21 protein-coding genes and 2 pseudogenes are annotated in these 21,154 nt (G+C 68.9%); 16 read left to right on the top strand and 7 right to left on the bottom strand.

Features of this window, described 5'->3' with window-relative positions:
* Positions 1-47: 47 nt before the first annotated feature.
* Complete coding sequence (gene pcaA, locus OCQ_RS22805) at positions 48-914, bottom strand: cyclopropane mycolic acid synthase PcaA (RefSeq protein ID WP_008261257.1); 867 nt, start codon at positions 912-914, stop codon at positions 48-50.
* A gap of 181 nt (positions 915-1,095) precedes the next feature.
* Complete coding sequence (locus OCQ_RS22800; RefSeq protein WP_026071174.1) at positions 1,096-1,782, bottom strand: TetR/AcrR family transcriptional regulator; 687 nt, start codon at positions 1,780-1,782, stop codon at positions 1,096-1,098.
* Between the two features lie 177 nt (positions 1,783-1,959).
* Between OCQ_RS22800 and OCQ_RS22795 the strand changes: the two genes are divergently transcribed.
* The 6 genes and pseudogenes from OCQ_RS22795 to deoC all read left to right on the top strand — a co-directional run bounded on the left by OCQ_RS22795 (position 1,960) and on the right by deoC (position 6,128).
* The gene (locus tag OCQ_RS22795) at positions 1,960-3,342 is read left to right on the top strand and encodes a DUF445 domain-containing protein (RefSeq protein WP_085976460.1); all 1,383 of its coding nucleotides are present in this window, start codon (positions 1,960-1,962) and stop codon (positions 3,340-3,342) included.
* A gap of 82 nt (positions 3,343-3,424) precedes the next feature.
* Positions 3,425-3,863, top strand: a pseudogene (locus OCQ_RS22790) (helix-turn-helix domain-containing protein).
* A gap of 189 nt (positions 3,864-4,052) precedes the next feature.
* A complete protein-coding gene (hbhA, locus tag OCQ_RS22785) occupies positions 4,053-4,670 on the top strand; it encodes a heparin-binding hemagglutinin HbhA (RefSeq protein ID WP_008261246.1) in 618 nt (205 codons plus the stop codon).
* 87 nt (positions 4,671-4,757) lie between these two features.
* The gene (locus OCQ_RS22780; protein ID WP_014385875.1) at positions 4,758-5,045 is read left to right on the top strand and encodes a DUF2516 family protein; all 288 of its coding nucleotides are present in this window, start codon (positions 4,758-4,760) and stop codon (positions 5,043-5,045) included.
* A 4-nt stretch (positions 5,046-5,049) separates the two neighbouring features.
* The gene (locus OCQ_RS22775; protein WP_008261232.1) at positions 5,050-5,454 is read left to right on the top strand and encodes a DUF2599 domain-containing protein; all 405 of its coding nucleotides are present in this window, start codon (positions 5,050-5,052) and stop codon (positions 5,452-5,454) included.
* Positions 5,451-6,128 carry a deoxyribose-phosphate aldolase gene (gene deoC, locus OCQ_RS22770; protein ID WP_008261230.1) on the top strand — a complete coding sequence of 226 codons (678 nt, stop codon included), beginning with the start codon at positions 5,451-5,453 and terminating at the stop codon, positions 6,126-6,128. The genes OCQ_RS22775 and deoC overlap by 4 nt, the downstream gene beginning before the upstream one ends.
* 19 nt (positions 6,129-6,147) lie before the next feature.
* Here the strand turns inward: deoC and OCQ_RS22765 are convergent, their stop codons facing one another.
* The 3 genes from OCQ_RS22765 to OCQ_RS22755 are packed head-to-tail and all read right to left on the bottom strand — an operon-like array spanning position 6,148 to position 8,586.
* Positions 6,148-7,203: an LmeA family phospholipid-binding protein gene (locus OCQ_RS22765; RefSeq protein ID WP_036429532.1), complete on the bottom strand. Its 1,056-nt coding sequence runs from the start codon at positions 7,201-7,203 to the stop codon at positions 6,148-6,150.
* The gene (locus OCQ_RS22760; RefSeq protein ID WP_008261221.1) at positions 7,200-8,027 is read right to left on the bottom strand and encodes a carbon-nitrogen hydrolase family protein; all 828 of its coding nucleotides are present in this window, start codon (positions 8,025-8,027) and stop codon (positions 7,200-7,202) included. The genes OCQ_RS22765 and OCQ_RS22760 overlap by 4 nt, the downstream gene beginning before the upstream one ends.
* Positions 8,028-8,061: 34 nt before the next feature.
* Positions 8,062-8,586, bottom strand: a complete 525-nt coding sequence (locus OCQ_RS22755; protein ID WP_014385873.1) for a DUF2505 domain-containing protein — start codon at positions 8,584-8,586, stop codon at positions 8,062-8,064.
* A 26-nt stretch (positions 8,587-8,612) separates the two neighbouring features.
* Here OCQ_RS22755 and OCQ_RS22750 point away from each other — a divergent pair, with 26 nt between their 5' ends.
* Positions 8,613-9,731, top strand: a complete 1,119-nt coding sequence (locus OCQ_RS22750) for a UDP-N-acetylmuramate dehydrogenase (protein ID WP_014385872.1) — start codon at positions 8,613-8,615, stop codon at positions 9,729-9,731.
* Positions 9,732-9,763: 32 nt separating this feature from the next.
* Entirely contained in the window at positions 9,764-11,137 is a 1,374-nt protein-coding gene (locus OCQ_RS22745) for a L,D-transpeptidase (RefSeq protein WP_170320630.1), read from the top strand.
* On the opposite strand, the gene OCQ_RS22740 is transcribed toward OCQ_RS22745, so the two are convergent.
* On the bottom strand, positions 11,121-11,870 hold the full coding sequence (locus OCQ_RS22740; RefSeq protein WP_008261213.1) for an SDR family oxidoreductase: 750 nt from the start codon (positions 11,868-11,870) through the stop codon (positions 11,121-11,123). The two genes, OCQ_RS22745 and OCQ_RS22740, sit on opposite strands and share 17 nt — an antisense overlap.
* 260 nt (positions 11,871-12,130) lie before the next feature.
* On the opposite strand from OCQ_RS22740, the gene OCQ_RS22735 reads away from it, so the two are divergent.
* The 6 genes and pseudogenes from OCQ_RS22735 to regX all read left to right on the top strand — a co-directional run bounded on the left by OCQ_RS22735 (position 12,131) and on the right by regX (position 18,252).
* On the top strand, positions 12,131-13,381 hold the full coding sequence (locus OCQ_RS22735) for an ROK family transcriptional regulator (protein ID WP_196771132.1): 1,251 nt from the start codon (positions 12,131-12,133) through the stop codon (positions 13,379-13,381).
* A 22-nt stretch (positions 13,382-13,403) separates the two neighbouring features.
* Positions 13,404-14,678 carry a D-inositol-3-phosphate glycosyltransferase gene (mshA, locus tag OCQ_RS22730; RefSeq protein WP_008261209.1) on the top strand — a complete coding sequence of 425 codons (1,275 nt, stop codon included), beginning with the start codon at positions 13,404-13,406 and terminating at the stop codon, positions 14,676-14,678.
* Positions 14,675-15,215: pseudogene (locus tag OCQ_RS22725) on the top strand (YbjN domain-containing protein); the annotation flags it as partial. The gene mshA and the pseudogene OCQ_RS22725, both read left to right, overlap by 4 nt.
* Before the next feature lie 130 nt (positions 15,216-15,345).
* The gene (locus OCQ_RS22720) at positions 15,346-16,095 is read left to right on the top strand and encodes a phosphoglyceromutase (RefSeq protein ID WP_008261207.1); all 750 of its coding nucleotides are present in this window, start codon (positions 15,346-15,348) and stop codon (positions 16,093-16,095) included.
* 153 nt (positions 16,096-16,248) lie between these two features.
* A complete protein-coding gene (locus tag OCQ_RS22715) occupies positions 16,249-17,478 on the top strand; it encodes a sensor histidine kinase (protein ID WP_008261206.1) in 1,230 nt (409 codons plus the stop codon).
* 90 nt (positions 17,479-17,568) lie between these two features.
* A complete protein-coding gene (regX, locus tag OCQ_RS22710) occupies positions 17,569-18,252 on the top strand; it encodes a two-component sensory transduction protein RegX (protein ID WP_008261205.1) in 684 nt (227 codons plus the stop codon).
* Between the two features lie 3 nt (positions 18,253-18,255).
* Here regX and OCQ_RS22705 read toward each other — a convergent pair whose 3' ends face one another.
* Positions 18,256-19,059: a hypothetical protein gene (locus OCQ_RS22705; RefSeq protein WP_008261204.1), complete on the bottom strand. Its 804-nt coding sequence runs from the start codon at positions 19,057-19,059 to the stop codon at positions 18,256-18,258.
* A 119-nt stretch (positions 19,060-19,178) separates the two neighbouring features.
* On the opposite strand from OCQ_RS22705, the gene OCQ_RS22700 reads away from it, so the two are divergent.
* Together OCQ_RS22700 and OCQ_RS22695 are read left to right on the top strand one after the other, a co-directional pair.
* Entirely contained in the window at positions 19,179-20,195 is a 1,017-nt protein-coding gene (locus OCQ_RS22700) for a Ppx/GppA phosphatase family protein (protein ID WP_008261202.1), read from the top strand.
* Positions 20,192-21,148: a hypothetical protein gene (locus OCQ_RS22695; RefSeq protein ID WP_014385870.1), complete on the top strand. Its 957-nt coding sequence runs from the start codon at positions 20,192-20,194 to the stop codon at positions 21,146-21,148. The genes OCQ_RS22700 and OCQ_RS22695 overlap by 4 nt, the downstream gene beginning before the upstream one ends.
* Positions 21,149-21,154 lie beyond the last annotated feature (6 nt).

The raw sequence follows: 21,154 nt of genomic DNA, 5'->3' as shown, positions 1-21,154 counted from the left end.
GCCCCGAACGGTGATCCGTTCGGGGCTGATTGTTTCCGTGGAGGGGGTTACTTCTTCTCCATCGTGAACTGGTTGACGTCGGTGTACCCATCCCGGAACAGCTCGGCGCAGCCGGTCAGGTACTTCATGTACCGGTCGTAGACCTCTTGGGACTGGATGGCGAGGGCCTCCTCGCGGTTGGCTTCGAGCGCCTCCGCCCACAGGTCCAGCGTCCTCGCGTAGTGCAGCCGCAGCGACTGGACGCGGGTGAGCTCGAAGCCCACCGTGACCCCGTACTCGCCGACGGTCTGGGGCGTCGGAAGCCAGCCACCCGGGAAGATCTCGGCCAGGATGAATTTCGAGAACTCGACGATCTCGTGGGTCAGGCTCAGGCCCTTGGCCCGGGCGTCCTTGAACGACGGCCGAACGATGGTGTGCAGCAACATGATTCCGCCGGGCGGAAGCGCGTTGTAGGCCATCTTGAAGAAGCGCCCGTAGCGCTGGCGGCCGAAGTGCTCGAACGCGCCGATCGAGACGATGCGGTCCACCGGTTCGTGGAACTTCTCCCAGCCCTCCAGCAGCACCCGGCGGGTGCGGGTGGTGTCCATCTGGTCGAAGGATTTCTGCACGTGCTCGGCCTGATTCTCCGACAGCGTCAGGCCCACGACGTTGACGTCGTAGCGCTCGATGGCTCGCCGCATGGTGGCACCCCAGCCGCAACCGATGTCCAGCAGCGTCATTCCCGGCTCGAGCTTGAGTTTCCCCAGCGCCAAATCGATCTTGGCGAGCTGCGCCTGTTCCAGGGTCATGTCGTCGCGCTCGAAGTAGGCGCAGCTGTAGGTCTGGGTGGGGTCCAGGAACAGCCGGAAGAAGTCGTCAGACAAGTCGTAATGGGCTTGCACGTTTCCGAAATGCGGCGTGAGCTGCACAGACATGTCGACACGAGCCTTTCTTTTCGCGGAGGGGCAGGGGCGCACAGCCGAACAAGAACCCCGCTATGTCCCCCGACGCTTCCTGCATGCTAATCCCTGAGGCAGGTGAAGTCGTCCTACCCAGGGGTTGCGTCCCAGCCTCACATGAGACCGACAGGATTCCAAAAGCGCCGGCCGGGCCGTCTCAGCCGGCGGCCGCGTCGTCGTCGTCCCGGGGCGGGACGATCGGCGACGGGTGCGGCTCCTCGCGGAATTTCTCCAGCGACCCGCCGACCTCGACGATCCCCTTCAGCGCGTTCCAGCTCAGCATCGTCAGGTAGTCGATCAACTCGTCGCGAGTCATCCGCGGATAGGACATCCAGGAGTGGGTGGCCAGCTGCACGCCGCCGACGATCAGGTACGCCCACGGCTCCGCGCCCCCGGTGTCCATGCCCGCCTGTTGCATGCGCCGGCGCATCAGCACCGCGAGCATGCGGGCGATGATCCGCTCGGAGTCGGCGATGACCTTGCTCTTGCTGGCGGAACTGTTGGCCATCACGAAGCGATAGGGCTCGGGTTCGTTCGCGACCGTTTCGACGTATACCCGGATGACCTCGCGGGTCAGGTCGAAGCCGTCGAGGTTAGACGTCAGCGCCGCAGCCATATTCGGGATCAGCGTGGTCTGGGTGAACCGCATCATCACGGCGGTGGTGAGGTCGTTCTTGTCGACGAAATAGCGGTAGAGCACCGTCTTCGAGACGCCGATCTCGGCGGCGATCTCATCCATGCTCAGGGCGCCGCCGAGGCGGCGAATCGCGTCGATCGTGCCGTCAACGAGTTCGTTACGACGCTCCACCTTGTGCTGATGCCAGCGCCGCTTGCGCCCATCCATTTTGACGCGCACAACCGTGATTTGTTCTGTCACTGTCGCCGAGTTCCCATTCCCTAGACGCCCTCGATACTACGGCGTGGACAGGTCGGTTTGTGGCGCTGGCCGGGCATGTAGCGGCGTTTGAGGGGCTCGGCAACCAGTGTCGTCACACCAATCGCCGGGAACATAGATGATGAAGTGGTGGCACACAGAGCCTCGGTGCGAGGCGACGCATCCGGCCCGCCGACGGCGAGGCCGAGTTCGGCGACGCCGTTGACGGCCGCGGGCCGGGGACGCACCTCGTTGGCCGAGTCCTTCGCGGGCGCCGATCGTGAGGCTGACGCGCAGCGACGGGTGGCGCTGCGCCGGATGAAGATGGTCGCGCTGAGCTTTTTGATCGGTGCCACCGGCGTGTTCCTCGCCTGCCGGTGGGCCCAGGCGCATGCCGGCGCGGGCGTCTGGGTGGGTTATGTCGGTGCCGCCGCGGAGGCCGGGATGGTGGGCGCCCTGGCGGACTGGTTCGCCGTGACCGCGCTGTTCAGGCACCCGCTGGGCATACCGATCCCGCACACCGCGATCATCAAACGCAAGAAAGACCAGCTGGGCGAGGGCCTGGGCGCGTTCGTGCGGGAGAACTTCCTGTCGCCGGAGGTCGTGGAAACCAAGCTGCGCGACGCCGAGGTGTCCGGCCGGCTCGGGAAATGGCTGTCGGAGGCCGCGCACGCCGAGCGGGTGGCGAGCGAGACGGCCACGGTGCTGCGGGTGCTCGTCGAGCTGCTGCGCGACGAGGACGTCCAGCAGGTGATCGACCGGATGATCGTGCGCCGCATCGCCGAGCCGCAATGGGGACCGCCCGTCGGCCGGGTGCTGGCGACGCTGCTGGCCGAGAACCGACAGGAGGCGCTGATCCAGTTGCTGGCCGACCGGGCCTTCCAGTGGTCGCTGAACGCCGGCGAGGTCATCCAGCGGGTGGTCGAGCGCGACTCGCCGACCTGGTCGCCGCGGTTCGTCGACCATCTGGTCGGCGATCGCATCCACCGCGAGCTGATGGACTTCACCGACAAGGTGCGCCGCAACCCCGACCACGAGCTGCGCCGGTCGGCGACCCGCTTCCTGTTCGAATTCGCCGACGACCTGCAGCACGACCCGGACACCATCGCGCGGGCCGACGCCATCAAAGAGCAGCTCATGGCGCGCGACGAGATCGCCAACGCCGCCGCGACGGCGTGGACGACGCTCAAACGCCTGGTGCTCGAGGGCGTGGACGACCCGTCCAGCACGCTGCGCACGCGGATCGCCGACACGGTCGTGCGCATCGGGGAGTCGCTGCGCGACGACGTCGACCTGCGGGACAAGGTCGACAACTGGCTCGTGCGGGCGGCCCAGCACCTGGTCTCGCAATATGGGGTGGAGATCACAGCGATCATCACCGACACCATCGAACGCTGGGATGCCGAGGAGGCCAGCCGGCGCATCGAACTCCACGTGGGCCGTGACCTGCAATTCATCAGGATCAACGGAACGGTGGTCGGCTCGTTGGCCGGCCTGGTGATCTACGCCGTCGCGCAGCTGCTTTTCTAGTAGTGCTAACAAGTGCTTGCAATAGCAAGCACTTGTTGTACCCTGGTGGCGTCAAGATCAACCGCCCGACCCAGGAGCACGCATGGCACCCGAGGAGAAGCTCTCCGCCAAGGTGTCCAACGCTGCCTCCGACATGGCCTCCGACATCGGCAGCTTCATCCGCAGCCAGCGTGAACTCGCGCAGGTTTCGGTGCGGCAACTCGCCGAGAAGTCCGGGGTCAGCAATCCATATTTGAGCCAGGTGGAGCGTGGATTGCGCAAACCCTCCGCCGACGTCTTGAACCAGATCGCGAAGGCCCTCCGGGTTTCCGCCGAGGTTCTCTATGTGCGCGCCGGGATTCTCGAGCCCACCGACAAGAGTCAGGTGCGAGACGCGATCGTCACCGACACTGCGATCACCGAGCGCCAAAAGCAGATCCTGCTCGACATCTACGCATCGTTCACCCAACAAAACGAATCCACCGATGAGGAGTGTTCGACCCAATCCGACACCGAGTGAACAGTCGCTCTCGGGTCGGTGATGTATAGACGACCGGCCGCCGGGGTTACCCCACAAAGAGGGATTTACCGATTCCAGCTCACGTGCTGGGCGAACTACCCCGGGTTCTGGCGGCCCCAGTTGCGAAGGAGACGTTTGCACCTAACTTCCCGACCAGACACCTGACAACGGAAAACACCAAATGCCAAACCACACCATGAAAGGAAAAACCATGGCGGAAAACTCGAACATCGAAGACTTGCGGGCTCCTTTGCTCGCGGCCCTGGGCGCGGCCGACCTGGCCCTGGCCACGGTTAACGACCTGATCGCCAGCCTGCGCGAGCGCGCCGAAGAGACCCGCGTCGAAACCCGCACCCGGGTGGAAGAGCGCCGCGCGCGCCTGACCAAGCTGCAGGAGGACCTGCCCGAGCAGTTCACCGAGCTGCGCGACCGGTTCACCGCCGACGAGCTGCGCAAGGCCGCCGAGGGCTACCTGGAGGCGGCGACCAGCCGGTACAACGAGCTCGTCGAGCGCGGCGAGGCGGCCCTGCAGCGGCTGCGCAGCCAGACGGCGTTCGAGGACGCCTCCGCGCGTGCGGAGGGCTACGTCGACCAGGCCGTCGAGCTGACCCAGGAGGCGCTGGGCACCGTCGCGTCGCAGACCCGCGCGGTCGGCGAGCGCGCCGCGAAGCTGGTCGGCATCGAGCTGCCCGGCAAGACCGAAGCGACCGCCAAGAAGGCCCAGAAGGCCGTCGGCAAGGCGCCCGCGAAGAAGGCGCCTGCCAAGAAGGCTCCGGCCAAGAAGGCTCCCGCCAAGAAGGCGGCGGCCAAGAAGGTCACCCAGAAGTAGTACGACGCTCACACGACGTTCGGCTCCGAGTCGCCCCCGGGTGACTCGGAGTCGACGTTTTGGAGGGTGCCCGCCTACGCTTGAGGCGTGAACCACCTCGTGGGTACCGTCATGCTGGTTTTGCAGATCGCCGTCTTGGTCACGACGATCTACGCATTCGTGCACGCCGCGCTGCAGCGACCCGACGCCTACACCGCCGCCGACAAGCTGACCAAGCCCGTGTGGTTGCTGATTCTGGCCGGGGCCGTGGCCCTGACATCCATCCTGGGCTTCGTCTTCGGGGTGCTGGGCATGGCGATCGCGGCCTGCGCGGCCGGCGTGTACCTGGTCGACGTGCGGCCCAAACTCCTGGAAATTCAGGGCAAGTCGCGCTAGCGGGATGAGGCTGCTGCTGACGGCGCCGGCCGCCGCGCTCGTCGCGCTGTGCTGCCCGCCCCCGCATGCGATCGCCGCCCCCGAACCCTTGGTCGACCACACCGAATGGGCGCAGTGGCAGGGCCGTAGCAGCCTGCGGGTCTTCCCGACGCCGGCCGGCCGGACCGCCTCCCGCACGCCCACGAGCATGGCCTGGGGCGACGAGGCCTGGTCCGAGGTGCTCGCCCTGGCGCCCGACGCCGACACCCCCGGGATGCGTGCGCAGTTCCTGTGCCACTGGCAGTTCGCCGAACTGGCGCGGCCCGGCAAGACCAGCTGGAACCTCGAGCCTTGGCGGCCGGTCGTCGACGACGCCGAAATGGTTGCCTCCGACTGCAATCCGGGCGGTGGGGAAGAATCGTTCGGATGACCGGCCACCCCACCCGGGCGGAGTTGGCGGCGTTCGTCGACCACACCCTGCTCAAACCCGAAGCCAGCGCCGCCGACGTGACCGCCCTGGTCGCCGAAGCGGCCGAACTGGGCGTGTACGCGGTCTGCGTCTCGCCCTCGATGGTTCCCGTCGCCGTGCACGCCGGCGCCGGGGTGCGGGTGGCCAGCGTCGCGGGATTCCCGTCGGGCAAGCATGTTTCGGCGGTCAAGGCGCACGAGGCCGCGCTGGCCGTGGCGTCCGGCGCCTGCGAGGTCGACATGGTCATCGACGTCGGCGCGGCGCTGGCGGGCGACGTCGATGCGGTGCGCTCCGACATTCAGGCCGTGCGCGACGCCGTCGGCGGCGCGGTGCTCAAGGTGATCGTGGAATCCTCAGCGCTGCTGGCGCTGGCCGACGAGCGCACGCTGGCGCGGGTGTGCCGCGCGGCCGAAGACGCCGGCGCCGACTTCGTCAAGACCTCGACCGGGTTTCATCCGACCGGCGGCGCGTCCGCGCGGGCCGTCGCGCTGATGGCCGAGACGGTCGGTGGCCGGCTGGGCGTGAAGGCCAGCGGCGGCATCCGCACCGCCGCGGACGCGCTCGCGATGCTGGATGCCGGCGCGACCCGGCTGGGCCTCTCGGGAACCCGGGGAGTGCTCGACGGGCTCGGCTGAAACCGCCCGAGCCCGGCCATCAGAGGTTGGCGAAGCAGGGGTTGTTGTTGTCGCCGGCGGGAATGCTGGCGTTGCGTGTCGAGAAGTGGCTGGTCACACCCTTGTCGGTGACCTGCACGCTGTCGGCGTGAATGCCCAGCGGGTAGTTCTTGGTCAGGTTCGAGGTGAAGTCGTCCAGGGTCGACTGCACGGATTCCTTGGGCATCGTGAAGCCGAGCGCGTTGAAGCTGACGATCTGCAGCTTCAGCCCGGTGCCCTCCACCACCGGCTTGGCGGTGATGTTGTCCAACATGCCCTTGAGCTCGATCGTGCCGTCGGCGGGATGCGTGGTCACGGTGTTGGTGACGAAGGGCCCCAGCACCGGGATCGCGTTCTGCACCGATTCCTTGATGCCGTCACTCGTCCAGCTGATGGTCGCGTCCAGCGAGCCGATGGTGCCCTTCGAGTTGGCCGTGTCCTTGATCCGGACGTCGTTGATGTTGAGCGAGAGCTTCATGCCCTTGGCGTCGCGGATGTTGTTGCCGGCAGTCTGCACCGAGATGTTGGTGTAGTGCTTGGTCGCCTGCTGCCACAGCATCAGGGGCGTCACCCCGAAGGACGCGGTGGCCTGGTCCTTGACCTCGCAGGCCACTGCCTCGGCGACCTTGGTGTCCGCGACGTGGCGCACGTACAGCTCGGCCCCGATGAGCCCGGCGATGATCAGCGCGAAAACGATGATGAAGATCAGCAGGACCGAGACCGGATCACGACCGAAGCGGCGCTTCTTCTTCCCCGGCGTTGCGTCATCGCCGGGCGCAGTGGCCAGCCGCTCGGTCGGGCCGGCGGGCGGGGTGGTCGGCGGCGGGTAGCCGCGCTGCTGCATGTTGGGCTGGGGCGTCCCGAACCGCTCCGTCTGGCCCGGCGGGGGACCCTGAGCGGGCGGCGGTGGCGGTGCCGGCGGGGGCACGTGACCTGGGCCGCCTGTGCTGATCCGCTCGGTTGGCCGTTCCGTGGGAGGCTGCCCGAACGGTCCCTGGTTGGAGGGACGGGCCCACTTCGACGGGTCCTGGTTCGGGGGTCCTTGTGGGTTCGTCACCGTACCGATTCTGCCCTATCCACCTGAGCAAAGGCCGAGCGGTTGCTGAGGACTGCGATGGCTTTGCGCGCCTCGGCGACCCTGTCGACGTCGACGTCGGCGACCACGAGCTGCGGCTCCGCACCGGCCGACGCGACGACCTCGCCCAGCGGCGAAACGACCAGACTGCCGCCGACCCCGGTGGGTGCGCCCGATCCGGATTCCGCCTGCGCGGCACCGGGGTCCGCCTGACCGGCGGCGGCGACGTAGCTCATCGAGTCGAGCGCGCGGGCGCGGGCCAGCAGCGTCCACTGGTCGAGTTTGCCCGGGCCCGCTCCCCAGGACGCGCACACGGCGATCACCTGGGCGCCGCGGCGGGCCAGCTCGGTGTAGAGCTCCGGGAAACGGATGTCGTAGCAAACGGTCAACCCGACGCCGACGCCGTCGACCGTGATCACCACGGGTTCGTGTCCCGGCGCGACCGTCCGCGATTCGGTGAAGCCGAACGCGTCGTAGAGGTGGATCTTGTCGTAGTGGGCGCCCGACTGATCGGGTGCCGCCGCGAGCAGCGTGTTTTTCACCCGCCCGTCGCCGGCCGGGGTGAACATGCCCGCGACGACGGTGATCTTCGATTCGGCCGCGACGCTGCGCACCCCGTCGGCCCAGGGGCCGTCGAGCGGCTGCGCGACCGGGCCGAGCGGGACGCCGAACCGGCACATGGTGGCCTCCGGGAACACCACCAGCTTCGCGCCCGCATCGGCGGCCCGGCGGCTGTATTCGCGCACCAGCTGCAAATTTGCTGCGGGATCGGTGCCGCTGAGGATCTGCGCCAGGGCGATTCGCATGAAGGCCAGCTTAGAGCGAAGTCGCGGTGAGGGCTCAGGCCGTTTTGGCGATCCACTCCGTGGTGAAGCGCTGTTCGGCGGCGATCAGCTCGGCCAGGCGCGCGCCGATGATGTTCTCCAACTTGCCGCCGATGATCGGGACGCGCACGTGGACGGTGGCCCGGAACGTCAGCCGGGAGCCCTCGGCCCGTCCGATCGGTTCCAGCACCGCGGTGCCCTCCAGGCTCACGGGCGCACCCACGATCGAGCCCACGACCGACCCCGCCGCGGCCCCATCGGTCACCGGCCCCCACGTCTCCTCGCGCCGGATGCGCAGGTCGCCGCTGTGCAACTGCGTGACCATCCCGGGCAGCTTGTCGCTGCTGATCACCTGCAGGGTGACGACCTCGACGGTGTCGTCGTCGCCGGACTGCCCGCCGACCCGCATCGACTCCAGCGTGGCGACGTCGGCCCCGGATTCGGCCAGCCTGGCTCGCCAGTAGTTCGCATCGGTGAAGGCCCGGTGCACCTCGTCAACACTGCCGTCGTAGTCGGCCGACAAGTCGAATGAACGCGGCATAGCAGGTCAGGCTACCGTTACGGGCCATGAAATCCAGCGGTGCCGGTTCGGTGTTCGCCGGTGCGTCGGTGGCCGACTCGGCGCCACTGGCGCCGCTGACGACCCTGCGGATCGGGCCGATCGCACGGCGCCTCGTCACGTGCACCAACCGCGACCAGGTCGTCGCCGCGCTGGGGCACCTGGACGCGGAATCGCGTGCGGGACAAGGCGGCCCGGTGCTGGTGTTCGCCGGCGGCTCCAACCTGGTGATCTCCGACACGTGCGCCGACCTGACCGCCGTGAAGCTGGCCAACGACGGCATCACGGTCGACGGCAACCTGATCCGCGCCCAGGCGGGCGCGGTATGGGACGACGTCGTGCTCGCCGCCATCGAGCACGGCCTCGGCGGGCTGGAATGCCTGTCCGGCATCCCCGGCTCGGCCGGGGCCACCCCGGTGCAGAACGTGGGCGCCTACGGCGCGGAGGTGTCCGACACCATCACGCGGGTAAAGGTGCTCGACCGCGGCACCGGCGAGGTGCGCTGGGTGCCGGGCGGCGAGCTGGGCTTCGGCTACCGCACCAGCGTGTTCAAACGCGGTGGCGCCGGCGGCTTCGAAATCCCTTCCGTCGTACTGGAAGTGGAGTTCGCGCTGGACGCATCGGGGCGCAGCGCGCCACTGCGCTACGCGGAGTTGGCGGCGGCGCTGAACGTCGACGTCGGGGAGCGCGCCGAGCCGCGGGCGGTCCGCGAAGCCGTGCTGGCCCTGCGGGCGCGCAAGGGCATGGTGCTCGACCCGGCCGACCACGACACCTGGAGCGTGGGCTCGTTCTTCACCAACCCGGTCGTCGCCCCCGAGGTCTACGAGCGGCTGGCGGCGACCGTCGACGGGCCCGTCCCGAACTACCCGGCGCCCGACGGCGTGAAGCTGGCCGCCGGCTGGCTGGTGGAGCGGGCCGGCTTCGCCAAGGGCTATCCGGAGCCGGGACCGGGCGGACGCGAAGCGCCCTGCCGGCTGTCCACCAAGCACGCGTTGGCGCTGACCAACCGCGGGGGCGCCCGCGCCGACGACGTGATCGCACTGGCCCGCGCCGTCCGCGACGGCGTCGCGGACGTGTTTGGTGTCACACTGATCCCCGAGCCCGTCCTGCTGGGGTGCAGGCTGTAGCCGCAAAATTTGCCGACGCGGGCCAGACCCCGATTTGTCGCGGGCGGGTCGGCGGATTTTCCCCGGTATCTTTGATTTTCGTGACCCCGTCCCGCGCCCCGCGGCCGTTCAACCGGCGCGTTGCTTTGGCGACCCTCGGGCTCGGCGTGCTCGCCCCCAATGCGCTGGCCGCATGCGGTGGCACGTCCGCGAAACAAGCCGAGAAGAAGGAGCAGCCGGCGCTGCAGCTGAAGTACCAGCCCGCCGACGCCACCCAGAACGTGGTGCCGATCGCCCCGGTCAGCGTCCAGGTGAGCGACGGGTGGTTCCAGCACGTCACGCTGTCGAATTCGTCGGGCAAGGCCGTCGCCGGAACGTTCAACCAGGACCGGACCGTCTACACGACCTCCGAACCCCTGGGCTACGACATGACCTACACGTGGAGCGGCTCGGCCGTCGGGCACGACGGCAAGGCGGTCCCGGTTGCGGGGAAGTTCACCACGGTCTCGCCCAGCAAGAAGATTGGCGGGGCGTTCCAGCTGGCCGACGGCCAGACCGTCGGCGTCGCGGCGCCGATCATCCTGCAGTTCGACGCCCCGATCACCGACAAGGCCGCCGTCGAAAAGGCGCTGACCGTCACGACGAACCCGCCCGTCGAGGGCAGCTGGGCCTGGCTGCCCGACGAGGCGCAGGGCGCCCGCGCGCACTGGCGCACCCGCGAGTACTACCCGGCGGGCACCACCGTCAGCGTCGAGGCCAAGCTGTACGGCCTGCCCTTCGGCGACAGCGCGTACGGCGCCGAGGACATCTCGCTGAACATCCAGATCGGCCGCCGGCAGGTGGTCAAGGCCGAAGTCTCGTCGCACCGCATCCAGGTGGTCCGCGACGAGGGCGTCGTCATGGACTTCCCGTGCAGCTACGGCGAGGCCGACAAAGCGCGCAACGTCACCCGCAACGGCATCCACGTGGTCAGCGAGAAGTACGCCGACTTCTACATGTCCAACCCGGCGGCCGGCTACAACCACATCCACGAACGCTGGGCGGTGCGGATCTCCAACAACGGCGAGTTCATCCACGCCAACCCGGCGAGCGCCGGCGCGCAGGGCAACACCAACGTCACCAACGGCTGCATCAACCTGTCCACGGGTGACGCCGAGCAGTACTACCAGTCGGCGATGTACGGCGACCCGGTCGAAGTGACCGGGAGCTCGATCCAGCTGTCCTACTCGGATGGCGACATCTGGGACTGGGCCGTGGACTGGGACACCTGGGTGGCGATGTCGGCGCTGCCGCCGCCCACCGCGCACCCGCCGTCGACGCAGATCCCGGTCACCGCGCCCGTCACGCCGTCCAACGCGCCGACCCTGTCGGGCACCCCGACCACGACGACGCCCGCCACCACCGGTCCGGCTACCCCCGGCGGTTAAAGCGACTGGCCGACGCCTGGTCGCGCGGCTTCATCACGATCAGGTCCAGATCGACGTGGGCGGGGCGCGAGGCGACGAATCCGATCACCTCGGCCACGTCGGCCGCCACCAACGGGGTGATGCCGGTGTAGACGGCATCCGCGCGCTGTTGGTCGCCGTCGAAGCGCACCAGCGAGAATTCCGTTTCGACGGCCCCCGGGGCGATCTCGGTCAGCCGCACCGGTTTGCCCAGTAGCTCGCCCCGCAGCGTGCGGTGCAGCGCGCCCTGGCCGTGTTTGGCCGCCGTATAGCCGGCGCCGCCGTCGTAAACCTCAAGTGCCGCAACGGAAGTGACGGTGACGATCAGCCCGTCACCGGACTCGATCAGCTTGGGCAGCAACGCGCGGGTGACCCGCAGCGTGCCGATCACGTTGGTCTCCCACATCCACCGCCAGTGGTCGAGTTCGGCATCGGCGACGGGTTCCAGTCCGCGGGCGCCGCCGGCGTTGTTGACCAGCACGTCGACGCGGCTCAGTTTGCTCGCCAGCGCGTCGACGGACGCATCGTCTGTGACATCGGCCACAATCGCGGTGCCGCCGATCTCCTCGGCCAGGTCGCGGATCCGGTCGGCGCGGCGCGCCACCGCGACGATGTGAAAGCCCTGCGCAGCCAGGGTTCGAGCGGTCGCCGCGCCGATTCCGGAGCTGGCTCCCGTGATCACCGCGACGCGTTCATTCCTGCCAGTTTCAACCATCGAAACAACCTTAGTGAACGTGCTAAATTTTCCGTGTGCTTCACAGCGCCCTGTCCGACATCACCACCGCCGCGTGTCTGTGCGCGGCGGGTGCGTGTTGTTGCTGCGCACTTTGCCGCTCCTGACCCCATGCCAGGTGTGGCCAAGATGGCCAGCAAAATTCGGACAAAAGGACGCTCGTGCCCACCAATACCCTCACCCATACCCATCTTTCGGCCGGCCGCGTCGTCGGCTATTCCGGCCAGAAGGGCCACCGCTCGGTGCGCCGGCAGATCGTGCCGCCGGCCTTGCACATCCCCGACTCCGCGGCGGCCTCCGTCTTCCGGGCCGTCCGGCTGCGCGGTCCCGTCGGCCGTGACGTCATCGCCGGCGTCACCTCGCTGAGCATCGCGACGGTCAACCGTCAGGTCATCGCCCTGCTGGAGGCGGGCCTGCTGCGCGAGCGCGCCGACCTGGCCGTCTCGGGCGCGATCGGCCGCCCGCGCGTGCCGGTCGAGGTCAACCACGAGCCGTTCGTGACGCTGGGCATCCACATCGGTGCGCGCACCACCAGCATCGTGGCCACCGACCTGTTCGGCCGCACCCTCGACACCGTCGAGACCCCGACGCCGCGCAACCCGGCCGGGCCCGCGCTGGCGTCGCTGGCCGACAGCGCCCGGCGATACCTGCGGCGTTGGCATCGGCGGCGGCCGCTGTGGGTCGGCGTCGCCATCGGTGGCACCGTCGACGGCGCCACCGGCCAGGTGGACCACCCGCGACTGGGCTGGCGGCAGGCGCCGGTCGGCCAGGTGCTGGCCGACGCGCTGGGCCTGCCGGTTTCGGTGGCCTCGCACGTCGACGCCATGGCCGGAGCCGAGCTGCTGCTGGGCATGCGCCGGTTCCTGCCCAGCTCGCCGACCAGCCTGTACGTCTACGCCCGCGAGACCGTGGGCTACGCGCTGGTGATCGGCGGGCGGGTGCACTGCCCGTCCAGCGGGCCGGGCACCATCGCGAGCCTGCCGGCCCAGTCCGAGCTGCTCGGCGGCACCGGTCAGCTGGAATCCACCGTCAGTGACGAGGCCGTGGTGGCCGTCGCCCGCCAGCAGCGCATCCTGCCGTTCGCCCCGGCGAACCGCGCCAACGGGCCCGCCACCGGCATCGCCGACCTGTTGCGGGTGGCGCGCGCCGGCAACCAGCAGGCCAAGGATCTGCTCGCCGAGCGGGGCCGGGTGCTCGGGGAGGCGGTGGCGTTGCTGCGCGACATGCTCAACCCCGACGAACTGGTCGTCGGCGGCCAGGCGTTCACCGAATACCCCGAGGCGATGGAGCAGGTGGAGGCGGCGTTCGCCGCACGCTCGGTGCTGGGGCCGCGCGACATCCGCCTCACCGCGTTCGGCAACCGGGTGCAGGAGGCCGGCGCGGGGACCGTGTCGCTGTCCGGGCTGTACGCCGACCCGCTGGGCGCGATGCGGCGGGCGGGGGCGCTCGACGCCCGGCTGCACGAGGTCACCCGGGACGAGTCGTCCGCCTGAGCCGTCCTGTAAAGATGACAGGGTGCGCCACGATGACGTTTTCCGGCTGAACGAACCGCGCCGGGTCGCAGTGTTGGCGGTCCACACCTCCCCGCTGGCCCAGCCCGGCACCGGCGACGCAGGCGGCATGAACGTCTACGTGCTGCAGACCGCGTTGCATCTGGCGCGCCGGGGCATCGAGGTGGAGATCTTCACCCGGGCGACCGCGTCCGCCGACCCGCCGGTCGCGCGGGTGGCGCCGGGAGTGCTGGTCCGCAACGTGGTGGCGGGGCCGTTCGAAGGGCTGGACAAATACGATCTGCCCACCCAGCTGTGCGCGTTCGCGGCCGGCGTATTGCGCGCCGAGGCATCCCACGAGCCCGGTTACTACGACATCGTGCACTCGCATTATTGGCTGTCCGGGCAGGTGGGGTGGCTGGCGCGTGACCGCTGGGCGGTGCCGTTGGTGCACACCGCACACACCCTCGCCGCGGTCAAGAACGCGGCGCTGGCCGAGGGGGACTCGCCCGAGCCGCCGCTGCGCACGGTGGGGGAGCAGCAGGTGGTCGACGAGGCCGACCGGCTGATCGTCAACACCGACGACGAGGCCAGGCAGCTGATCACGATTCACCACGCCGACCCGGCGCGGATCGACGTCGTCCATCCCGGCGTGGACCTCGACGTGTTCCGGCCCGGCGATCGTCGGGCCGCCCGGGCCGCGCTGGGCCTGCCACCCGACGAACCCATCGTGGCGTTCGTCGGCCGGATCCAGCCGCTGAAGGCCCCCGACATCGTGTTGCGTGCCGCGGCGAAACTGCCCGGGGTGCGGATCGTCGTGGCGGGCGGACCGTCGGGCAGCGGCCTGGCTTCCCCGGACGGATTGGCCCGCCTGGCCGACGAGCTGGGCATCACCGCGCGGGTGACTTTTTTGCCCCCGCAGTCGCGGTCGAACCTGGCCACCTTGTTCCAGGCCGCCAATGTCGTTGCGGTGCCGAGTTATTCGGAGTCCTTCGGCCTGGTCGCCCTCGAGGCGCAGGCCTGCGGCACCCCGGTGGCGGCGGCCGCGGTCGGCGGGCTGCCGGTGGCCGTGCGCGACGGGGTCACCGGCACGCTGGTCGCCGGGCACGACGTCGATCGATGGGCGGCCGCCCTGGACGGGCTGCTGCGCAGGCCGGCGCCGGCGGCCGGGGAGATGGGCCGCGCGGCCGCCGCCCACGCGGCGACCTTCTCCTGGGATCACACCACCGATGCGCTGCTGGCCAGCTATAGCCGCGCGATCCGCGAGTACACCGCCGAGCGCCGCGAGGTGGGCGCATGAGTTCCTCTACCGATGTGTCACGGGTGATCGAGGATGCCCTGCGGGCAAGCGGGCTGAACTACTCGAAACACGCTGGCGCGCATGGCGGTCCGTCGGGGTTGGTGGTGGAACTGCCCGGTGAGCGCAAGCTCAAGACCAACACCATCCTGAGCGTGGGCGAGCATTCGGTGCGGGTCGAGGCGTTCGTGTGCCGCAAGCCGGACGAGAACCACGAGGGCGTGTACCGGTTCCTGCTCAAGCGCAATCGCCGGCTCTACGGCGTGGCCTACACGCTGGACAACGTCGGCGACATCTACCTGGTGGGCCGCATGTCGCTGCCGTCGGTGGACGCCGACGAGATCGACCGGGTGCTCGGCCAGGTGCTCGAAGCGGTGGACTCGGACTTTAATACGTTGCTGGAGTTGGGTTTTCGCTCGTCGATCCAGAAAGAGTGGGAGTGGCGCGTATCGCGCGGCGAGTCGCTGAAGAACCTGCAGGCGTTCGCCCACCTGATCGACGAAGACGACGATGCAGAGCGCGAAGCGCGATGAGGAGGAGTCGAGCTTTGAGCCGCGAAGACGACGATGCAGAGCGCGAAGCGCGATGAGGAGGAGTCGAGCTTTGAGCCGCGAAGACGACGATGCGGACGACGACGACCGCTGAATGAGCGCGTGAGAGACTAACCGGCATGGGTGACTCCGCCACGCTGATCCTGCTCCGCCACGGTGAAAGCGAATGGAATTCGCTGAACCTGTTCACCGGTTGGGTGGACGTCGGGCTGACCGACAAGGGCCGCACCGAGGCGGTGCGCAGCGGCGAGCTGCTGGCCGAACACAATCTGTTGCCCGACGTCCTCTACACGTCGCTGCTGCGCCGGGCCATCTCCACCGCGCACCTGGCGCTGGACGCCGCCGACCGGCTGTGGATCCCGGTGCGGCGCACCTGGCGGCTCAACGAACGCCATTACGGGGCGCTGCAGGGCCTGGACAAGGCCGAGACCAAGGCGCGCTACGGCGACGACCAGTTCATGGCCTGGCGACGCAGCTACGACACGCCGCCCCCGCCGATCGAGAAGGGCAGCACCTACAGCCAGGACACCGATCCCCGCTACGCCGACATCGGCGGCGGGCCGCTGACCGAGTGCCTCGCCGACGTGGTCGTCCGTTTCCTGCCGTATTTCACCGACGTCATCGTCCCGGACCTGCGCAGCGGCAAGACGGTGCTGATCGTCGCGCACGGCAACTCGCTGCGGGCCCTGGTCAAGCACCTCGATCGGATGTCCGACGACGACATCGTGGGCCTGAACATCCCGACCGGCATCCCGCTGCGCTACGACCTGGACGCCGACCTGCGCCCGGTGGTGCCCGGCGGCACCTATCTGGACCCCGAGGCGGCCGCCGCCGGTGCCGCCGCGGTCGCCGGCCAGGGCCGCCGCTGACGTTTGCGCCCGGCGCAATCCGTCGCGCGAACGCCCCGTTAGCCAAACATCACGTGAACGGGAGCGGAACACCTGTGACGCAAGGTGTGACTTGTCCGATTTTGGCCTCGTTCTGCTAGGGCAGCGTTCAGGAAGATTTGTAGGATTTGCTATGTGACTGTGTTCTCGGCGCTGTTGCTGGCCGGGGTGTTGTCCGTGCTGGCGCTGGCCGCAGGAGTGGCGGTCGGGGTCCGACTGTCGCCGCGCGCGATGCAGCGCCGGCAGCGGGTGAGCACCGAATGGACCGGGATCACCGTCGGGCAGATGCTGGAATGCATCGTGGCGCTGATGCCGGTGGGCGCGGCGGTGGTGGACGTCCACCGCGACGTCGTCTACCTCAACGACCGGGCCAAGGAGCTCGGCCTGGTGCGCGATCGTCAGCTCGATGACCAGGCCTGGGAGGCGGCGCAGCAGGCGCTGACCGGTGTCGATGTCGAGTTCGACCTGCAGCCCTCGAAACGGACGGGCGCCCGGTCCGGGCTATCGGTGCACGGGCAGGCCCGGTTGCTCAGCGAAGAGGACCGCCGGTTCGCCGTGGTCTTCGCCCACGACCAGTCCGACTACGCGCGGATGGAAGCGACCCGGCGCGACTTCGTCGCCAACGTCAGCCACGAGCTCAAGACCCCGGTGGGTGCGATGGCCCTGCTCGCCGAGGCCCTGCTGGCGTCGGCCGACGACTCCGAAACCGTGCGGCGGTTCGCCGAGAAGGTGCTCGTCGAAGCCAACCGTTTGGGGGACATGGTCGCCGAGCTGATCGAGCTGTCCCGGCTGCAGGGCGCCGAACCGCTGCCCAACGTCGTCGACGTCGACGTCGATAAGGTTGTGAGCGAAGCGATTTCGCGTCACAAGGTGGCCGCCGAGAACACCAAGATTGCGGTCCGCACCGACGCCCCCAGCGGGTTGCGGGTGCTCGGCGACGAAACGCTGTTGACCACCGCGCTGGCCAACCTGGTCTCCAACGCGATCGCCTATTCGCCGCCGGGTTCGCCGGTGTCGATCAGCCGTCGCCGCCGCGGCGAGAACGTCGAGATCGCCGTCACGGATCGCGGGATCGGGATCGCCCTGGAAGACCAGGAGCGGGTCTTCGAGCGTTTCTTCCGGGGCGACAAGGCGCGTTCGCGGGCCACCGGCGGCAGCGGGCTGGGCCTGGCCATCGTCAAACACGTCGCGGCTAACCACAACGGCACCATCGGCGTGTGGAGCAAGCCGGGAACCGGATCGACATTCACGCTGTCCATTCCCGCGGCCAAGCCGTCTCCTCGAGACGAGGGCGAATCCGAGCAAGCGCAGGGTCGCGACGTGCGGCCCGACCGGTCCCAACGAGAGGAAGAACTAAGTCGATGACCCGCGCGTACGACGATGCCGAGGAGGAATCGCGCTCATGACCCGCGCGTATGACGATGCAGAGCGTAGCGATGAGGAGGAATCGCGCTGATGACCAGTGTGCTGATCGTGGAGGACGAGGAGTCGCTGGCCGATCCGCTGGCGTTCCTGCTCCGCAAGGAAGGCTTTGAGGCCACCGTGGTGACCGACGGGTCGGCGGCGCTCGCCGAGTTTGACCGCGCCGGCGCCGACATCGTCCTACTTGACCTGATGCTGCCCGGAATGTCTGGCACCGACGTCTGCAAGCAACTGCGGGCGCGTTCCAGCGTGCCGGTGATCATGGTGACCGCCCGCGATAGCGAGATCGACAAGGTCGTGGGTCTCGAGCTGGGCGCGGATGACTATGTGACCAAGCCCTATTCGGCGCGCGAGCTGATCGCGCGGATCCGGGCGGTGTTGCGCCGCGGCGGCGAGGACGACTCCGAGATCAGCGATGGCGTGCTCGAGTCGGGCCCGGTGCGGATGGACGTCGAACGCCACGTCGTGTCGGTCAACGGCGACACGATCACCTTGCCGCTCAAGGAATTCGACCTGCTCGAGTACCTGATGCGCAACAGTGGCCGGGTGCTGACCCGCGGGCAGCTGATCGACCGGGTATGGGGCGCGGACTACGTCGGCGACACCAAGACGCTCGACGTCCACGTCAAGCGCCTGCGGTCCAAGATCGAAGCCGACCCGGCCAACCCGGTGCACCTGGTGACGGTGCGGGGCCTGGGCTACAAGCTGGAGGGCTAGCGGCTACTCGGCGATGCGAGTCGCCGGGTGCACCGCGATGAGTCCTAACTTGCTGCGGCGCTTGCACATTGCGGCCAGCTCCGCGTAGGCCTTGCCGCCCAGCAGTTCGGTGAGTTCGTCGGCCAGGCTTTCCCACACCTGCTTGGCGCCGACGTGGGCGGCCGGGTCGCCGGTGCAGTACCAGTGCAGGTCGGCGCCCCCGGAACCCCAGCCGCGGCGGTCGTATTCGGTGACCCAGGTCTTGAGGATCTCGGTGCCGTCGGGCCGGGTCACCCACTCCTGGCTGCGACGGATCGGCAACTGCCAGCAGACATCCGGCTTCATGGTCAGCGGCGGCACACCGAGCTTGAGGGCCTTGCTGTGCAGCGCGCAGCCGACGCCGCCCGCGAAGCCGGGCCGGTTGAGGAAAATGCACGCGTCCTTGTGCTTGCGGGTGCGGTACTGGGGCTGGCCCTCATGCTCGTCGAGCTCCAGATATCCCTTGCGGCCCAAGCCTTTTTCGCGATACTGCCAGTCGGCGGCGGTCAGCTTTTTCACCGCGTCGTCGAGGCGGGCGCGGTCGTCGTCGTCGGACAAGAACGCGCCGTGTGAGCAACATCCGTCGTCGGGGCGGCCCTCCACCGTGCCCTGGCAGGCGGGCGTGCCGAACACACACGTCCACCGCGAGAGCAGCCAGGTCAGGTCGGCGGCGATCAGGTGCTCGGGGTTGTCGGGGTCGTAGAACTCCACCCATTCGCGGGCGAAATCCAGTTCGACCTCGTGGCCCGGCTGTCCGGGTTCTGGGTGCGAATTCGCCACGGAGTCCACGTTAGACCACATTTCGGCGCGGCCGCGCCGCTGACACTCGTGGCCCGTATGGCCGTGATCACGGTGGGTTAACCGGGTCGCGCAAAAGCCTGCCGGCGACGCCCCGTTAGGTTGTCTACGTGCGATTGGGCGTTCTCGACGTGGGCAGCAACACGGTGCATCTCCTGGTGGTCGATGCCCACCGGGGCGGTCATCCGACGCCGATGAGTTCGACGAAGGCCACCCTGCGGCTGGCCGAGGCCACCGACAGCGCCGGCAAGATCACCAAACGTGGTGCCGAGAAGCTGATCTCCACAATCGACGAATTCGCTAAGATCGCCGACAGTTCGGGCTGCGAGGAGCTGATGGCCTTCGCCACCTCGGCGGTCCGTGATGCCGGCAACTCCGACGACGTGCTAAGCCGGGTGCGCAAGGAGACCGGCGTCGAGTTGCGGGTGCTGACCGGAGTCGACGAGTCGCGGCTGACCTTTCTGGCGGTGCGCCGCTGGTACGGGTGGAGCGCGGGGCGGATCATCAACCTCGACATCGGTGGCGGCTCGCTGGAGATGTCCAGCGGCCTGGACGAGGAGCCCGAAGTCGCGATGTCGCTGCCGCTGGGCGCCGGCCGGCTGACCCGCGAGTGGTTGCCCGACGATCCGCCCGGGCGGCGCCGGGTGGCGATGCTGCGGGATTGGCTGGACGCCGAACTCGCCGAGGCCAGCGCGAAGATCCTCGACGCCGGCAGTCCCGACCTGGCGGTGGCGTCGTCGAAGACGTTCCGCTCGCTGGCGCGGCTCACCGGCGCGGCCCCGTCGGGCGCCGGACCGCGGGTCAAGAGGACGCTGACAGCAAACGGCCTCAGGCAACTCATATCTTTCATCTCTAGGATGACGACCGCTGACCGGGCGGAACTGGAAGGAGTGAGCGCCGAGCGCGCCCCGCAGATCGTGGCGGGTGCGCTGGTGGCGGAGGCGAGCATGCGAGCGCTGTCGATCGAAGTGGTGGATATTTGCCCGTGGGCATTACGGGAAGGTCTCATTCTGCGCAAACTCGACAGTGAAGCCGACGGAACCGCCCTCATGGGCCCGTCGGTGCGTAATGCTGGAGGTCAGGTAGTTGATCGGAATCAGCACCGATCGAGAGGCGACAAACCATGACCGGACCGCACTCCGAGACCGAGAGCCCGGGCACTCGGCCGATCTCGGTGGCCGAATTGCTGGCCAGAAACGGAACCATCGGTGCCCCGGCGGTCACCCGGCGGCGCCGCCGTCGCCGCGGTGACAGCGACGCGGTGACCGTCGCCGAGCTCACCGGCGAAATCCCGGTGGTCCGCGACGACGACGACGCCGAACACGGCGCTACCGACACCATCGAGGCCGTCAAACCCGCCGATTCGCCCGCCGAGGACGTCGCCGCCGAGCCGGTGACCGAAGACAAGCCCAAGACCGCCTACTGGTCCGAGCCCGAGCCGCGCTGGCCCAAGTCGCCGCCGCAGCCCAAGCGGGTGCCGGGCCTCTTGCGCAGCGCCTACCCGCGGCCCTTGGCCAACGGGACCGCCCGGCCCGAGGAGCCCTCCGGCGCCGAGGACATGAGCCCTGATCCGATGGACCATTACGCCGACATCCCCGTCGACGTGATGGATTCCGACGTGCGTGAAGCCGAACCCGCGCTGGAGGACTCCGCCTACGTGCGCTCCTACCTGCGGTCCTCGGGCTCGCTGGACGAGGATCTGGACGAGGACGGGGACGCCGCGCGCGCGGGGTCGCTCGACACCGGACTGCTCGGCCTCGAGGACGAGGACGCTCATGCGGAGGGCGCCGACGCTCACCCGGCGGAGGGCAGGCTCGACGCGCTGTGGCGCGGCGCCGTGGTTGTGCTGCAGTCGATCCTGGCGGTCGCGTTCGGCGGCGGGCTGTTCGTGGCCTTCGACCAACTGTGGCGCTGGAACAGCATCGTGGCGCTGGTGCTCTCGGTGCTGGTCATCCTCGGCCTGGTGGTCGGGGTTCGGGTGGTCCGCAAAACCGAGGACATCGCCAGCACGTTGATCGCGGTCGCGGTGGGTGCGTTGATCACCCTGGGGCCCCTGGCGCTGTCGTTGCAGTCGGGCTAGCGGCGC

Source organism: Mycobacterium paraintracellulare, assembly GCF_000276825.1.
GTDB lineage: Bacteria > Actinomycetota > Actinomycetes > Mycobacteriales > Mycobacteriaceae > Mycobacterium > Mycobacterium intracellulare.
Note: the sequence above shows the minus strand (reverse complement) of the source record. Positions and strands in the feature narration are given on the sequence as shown.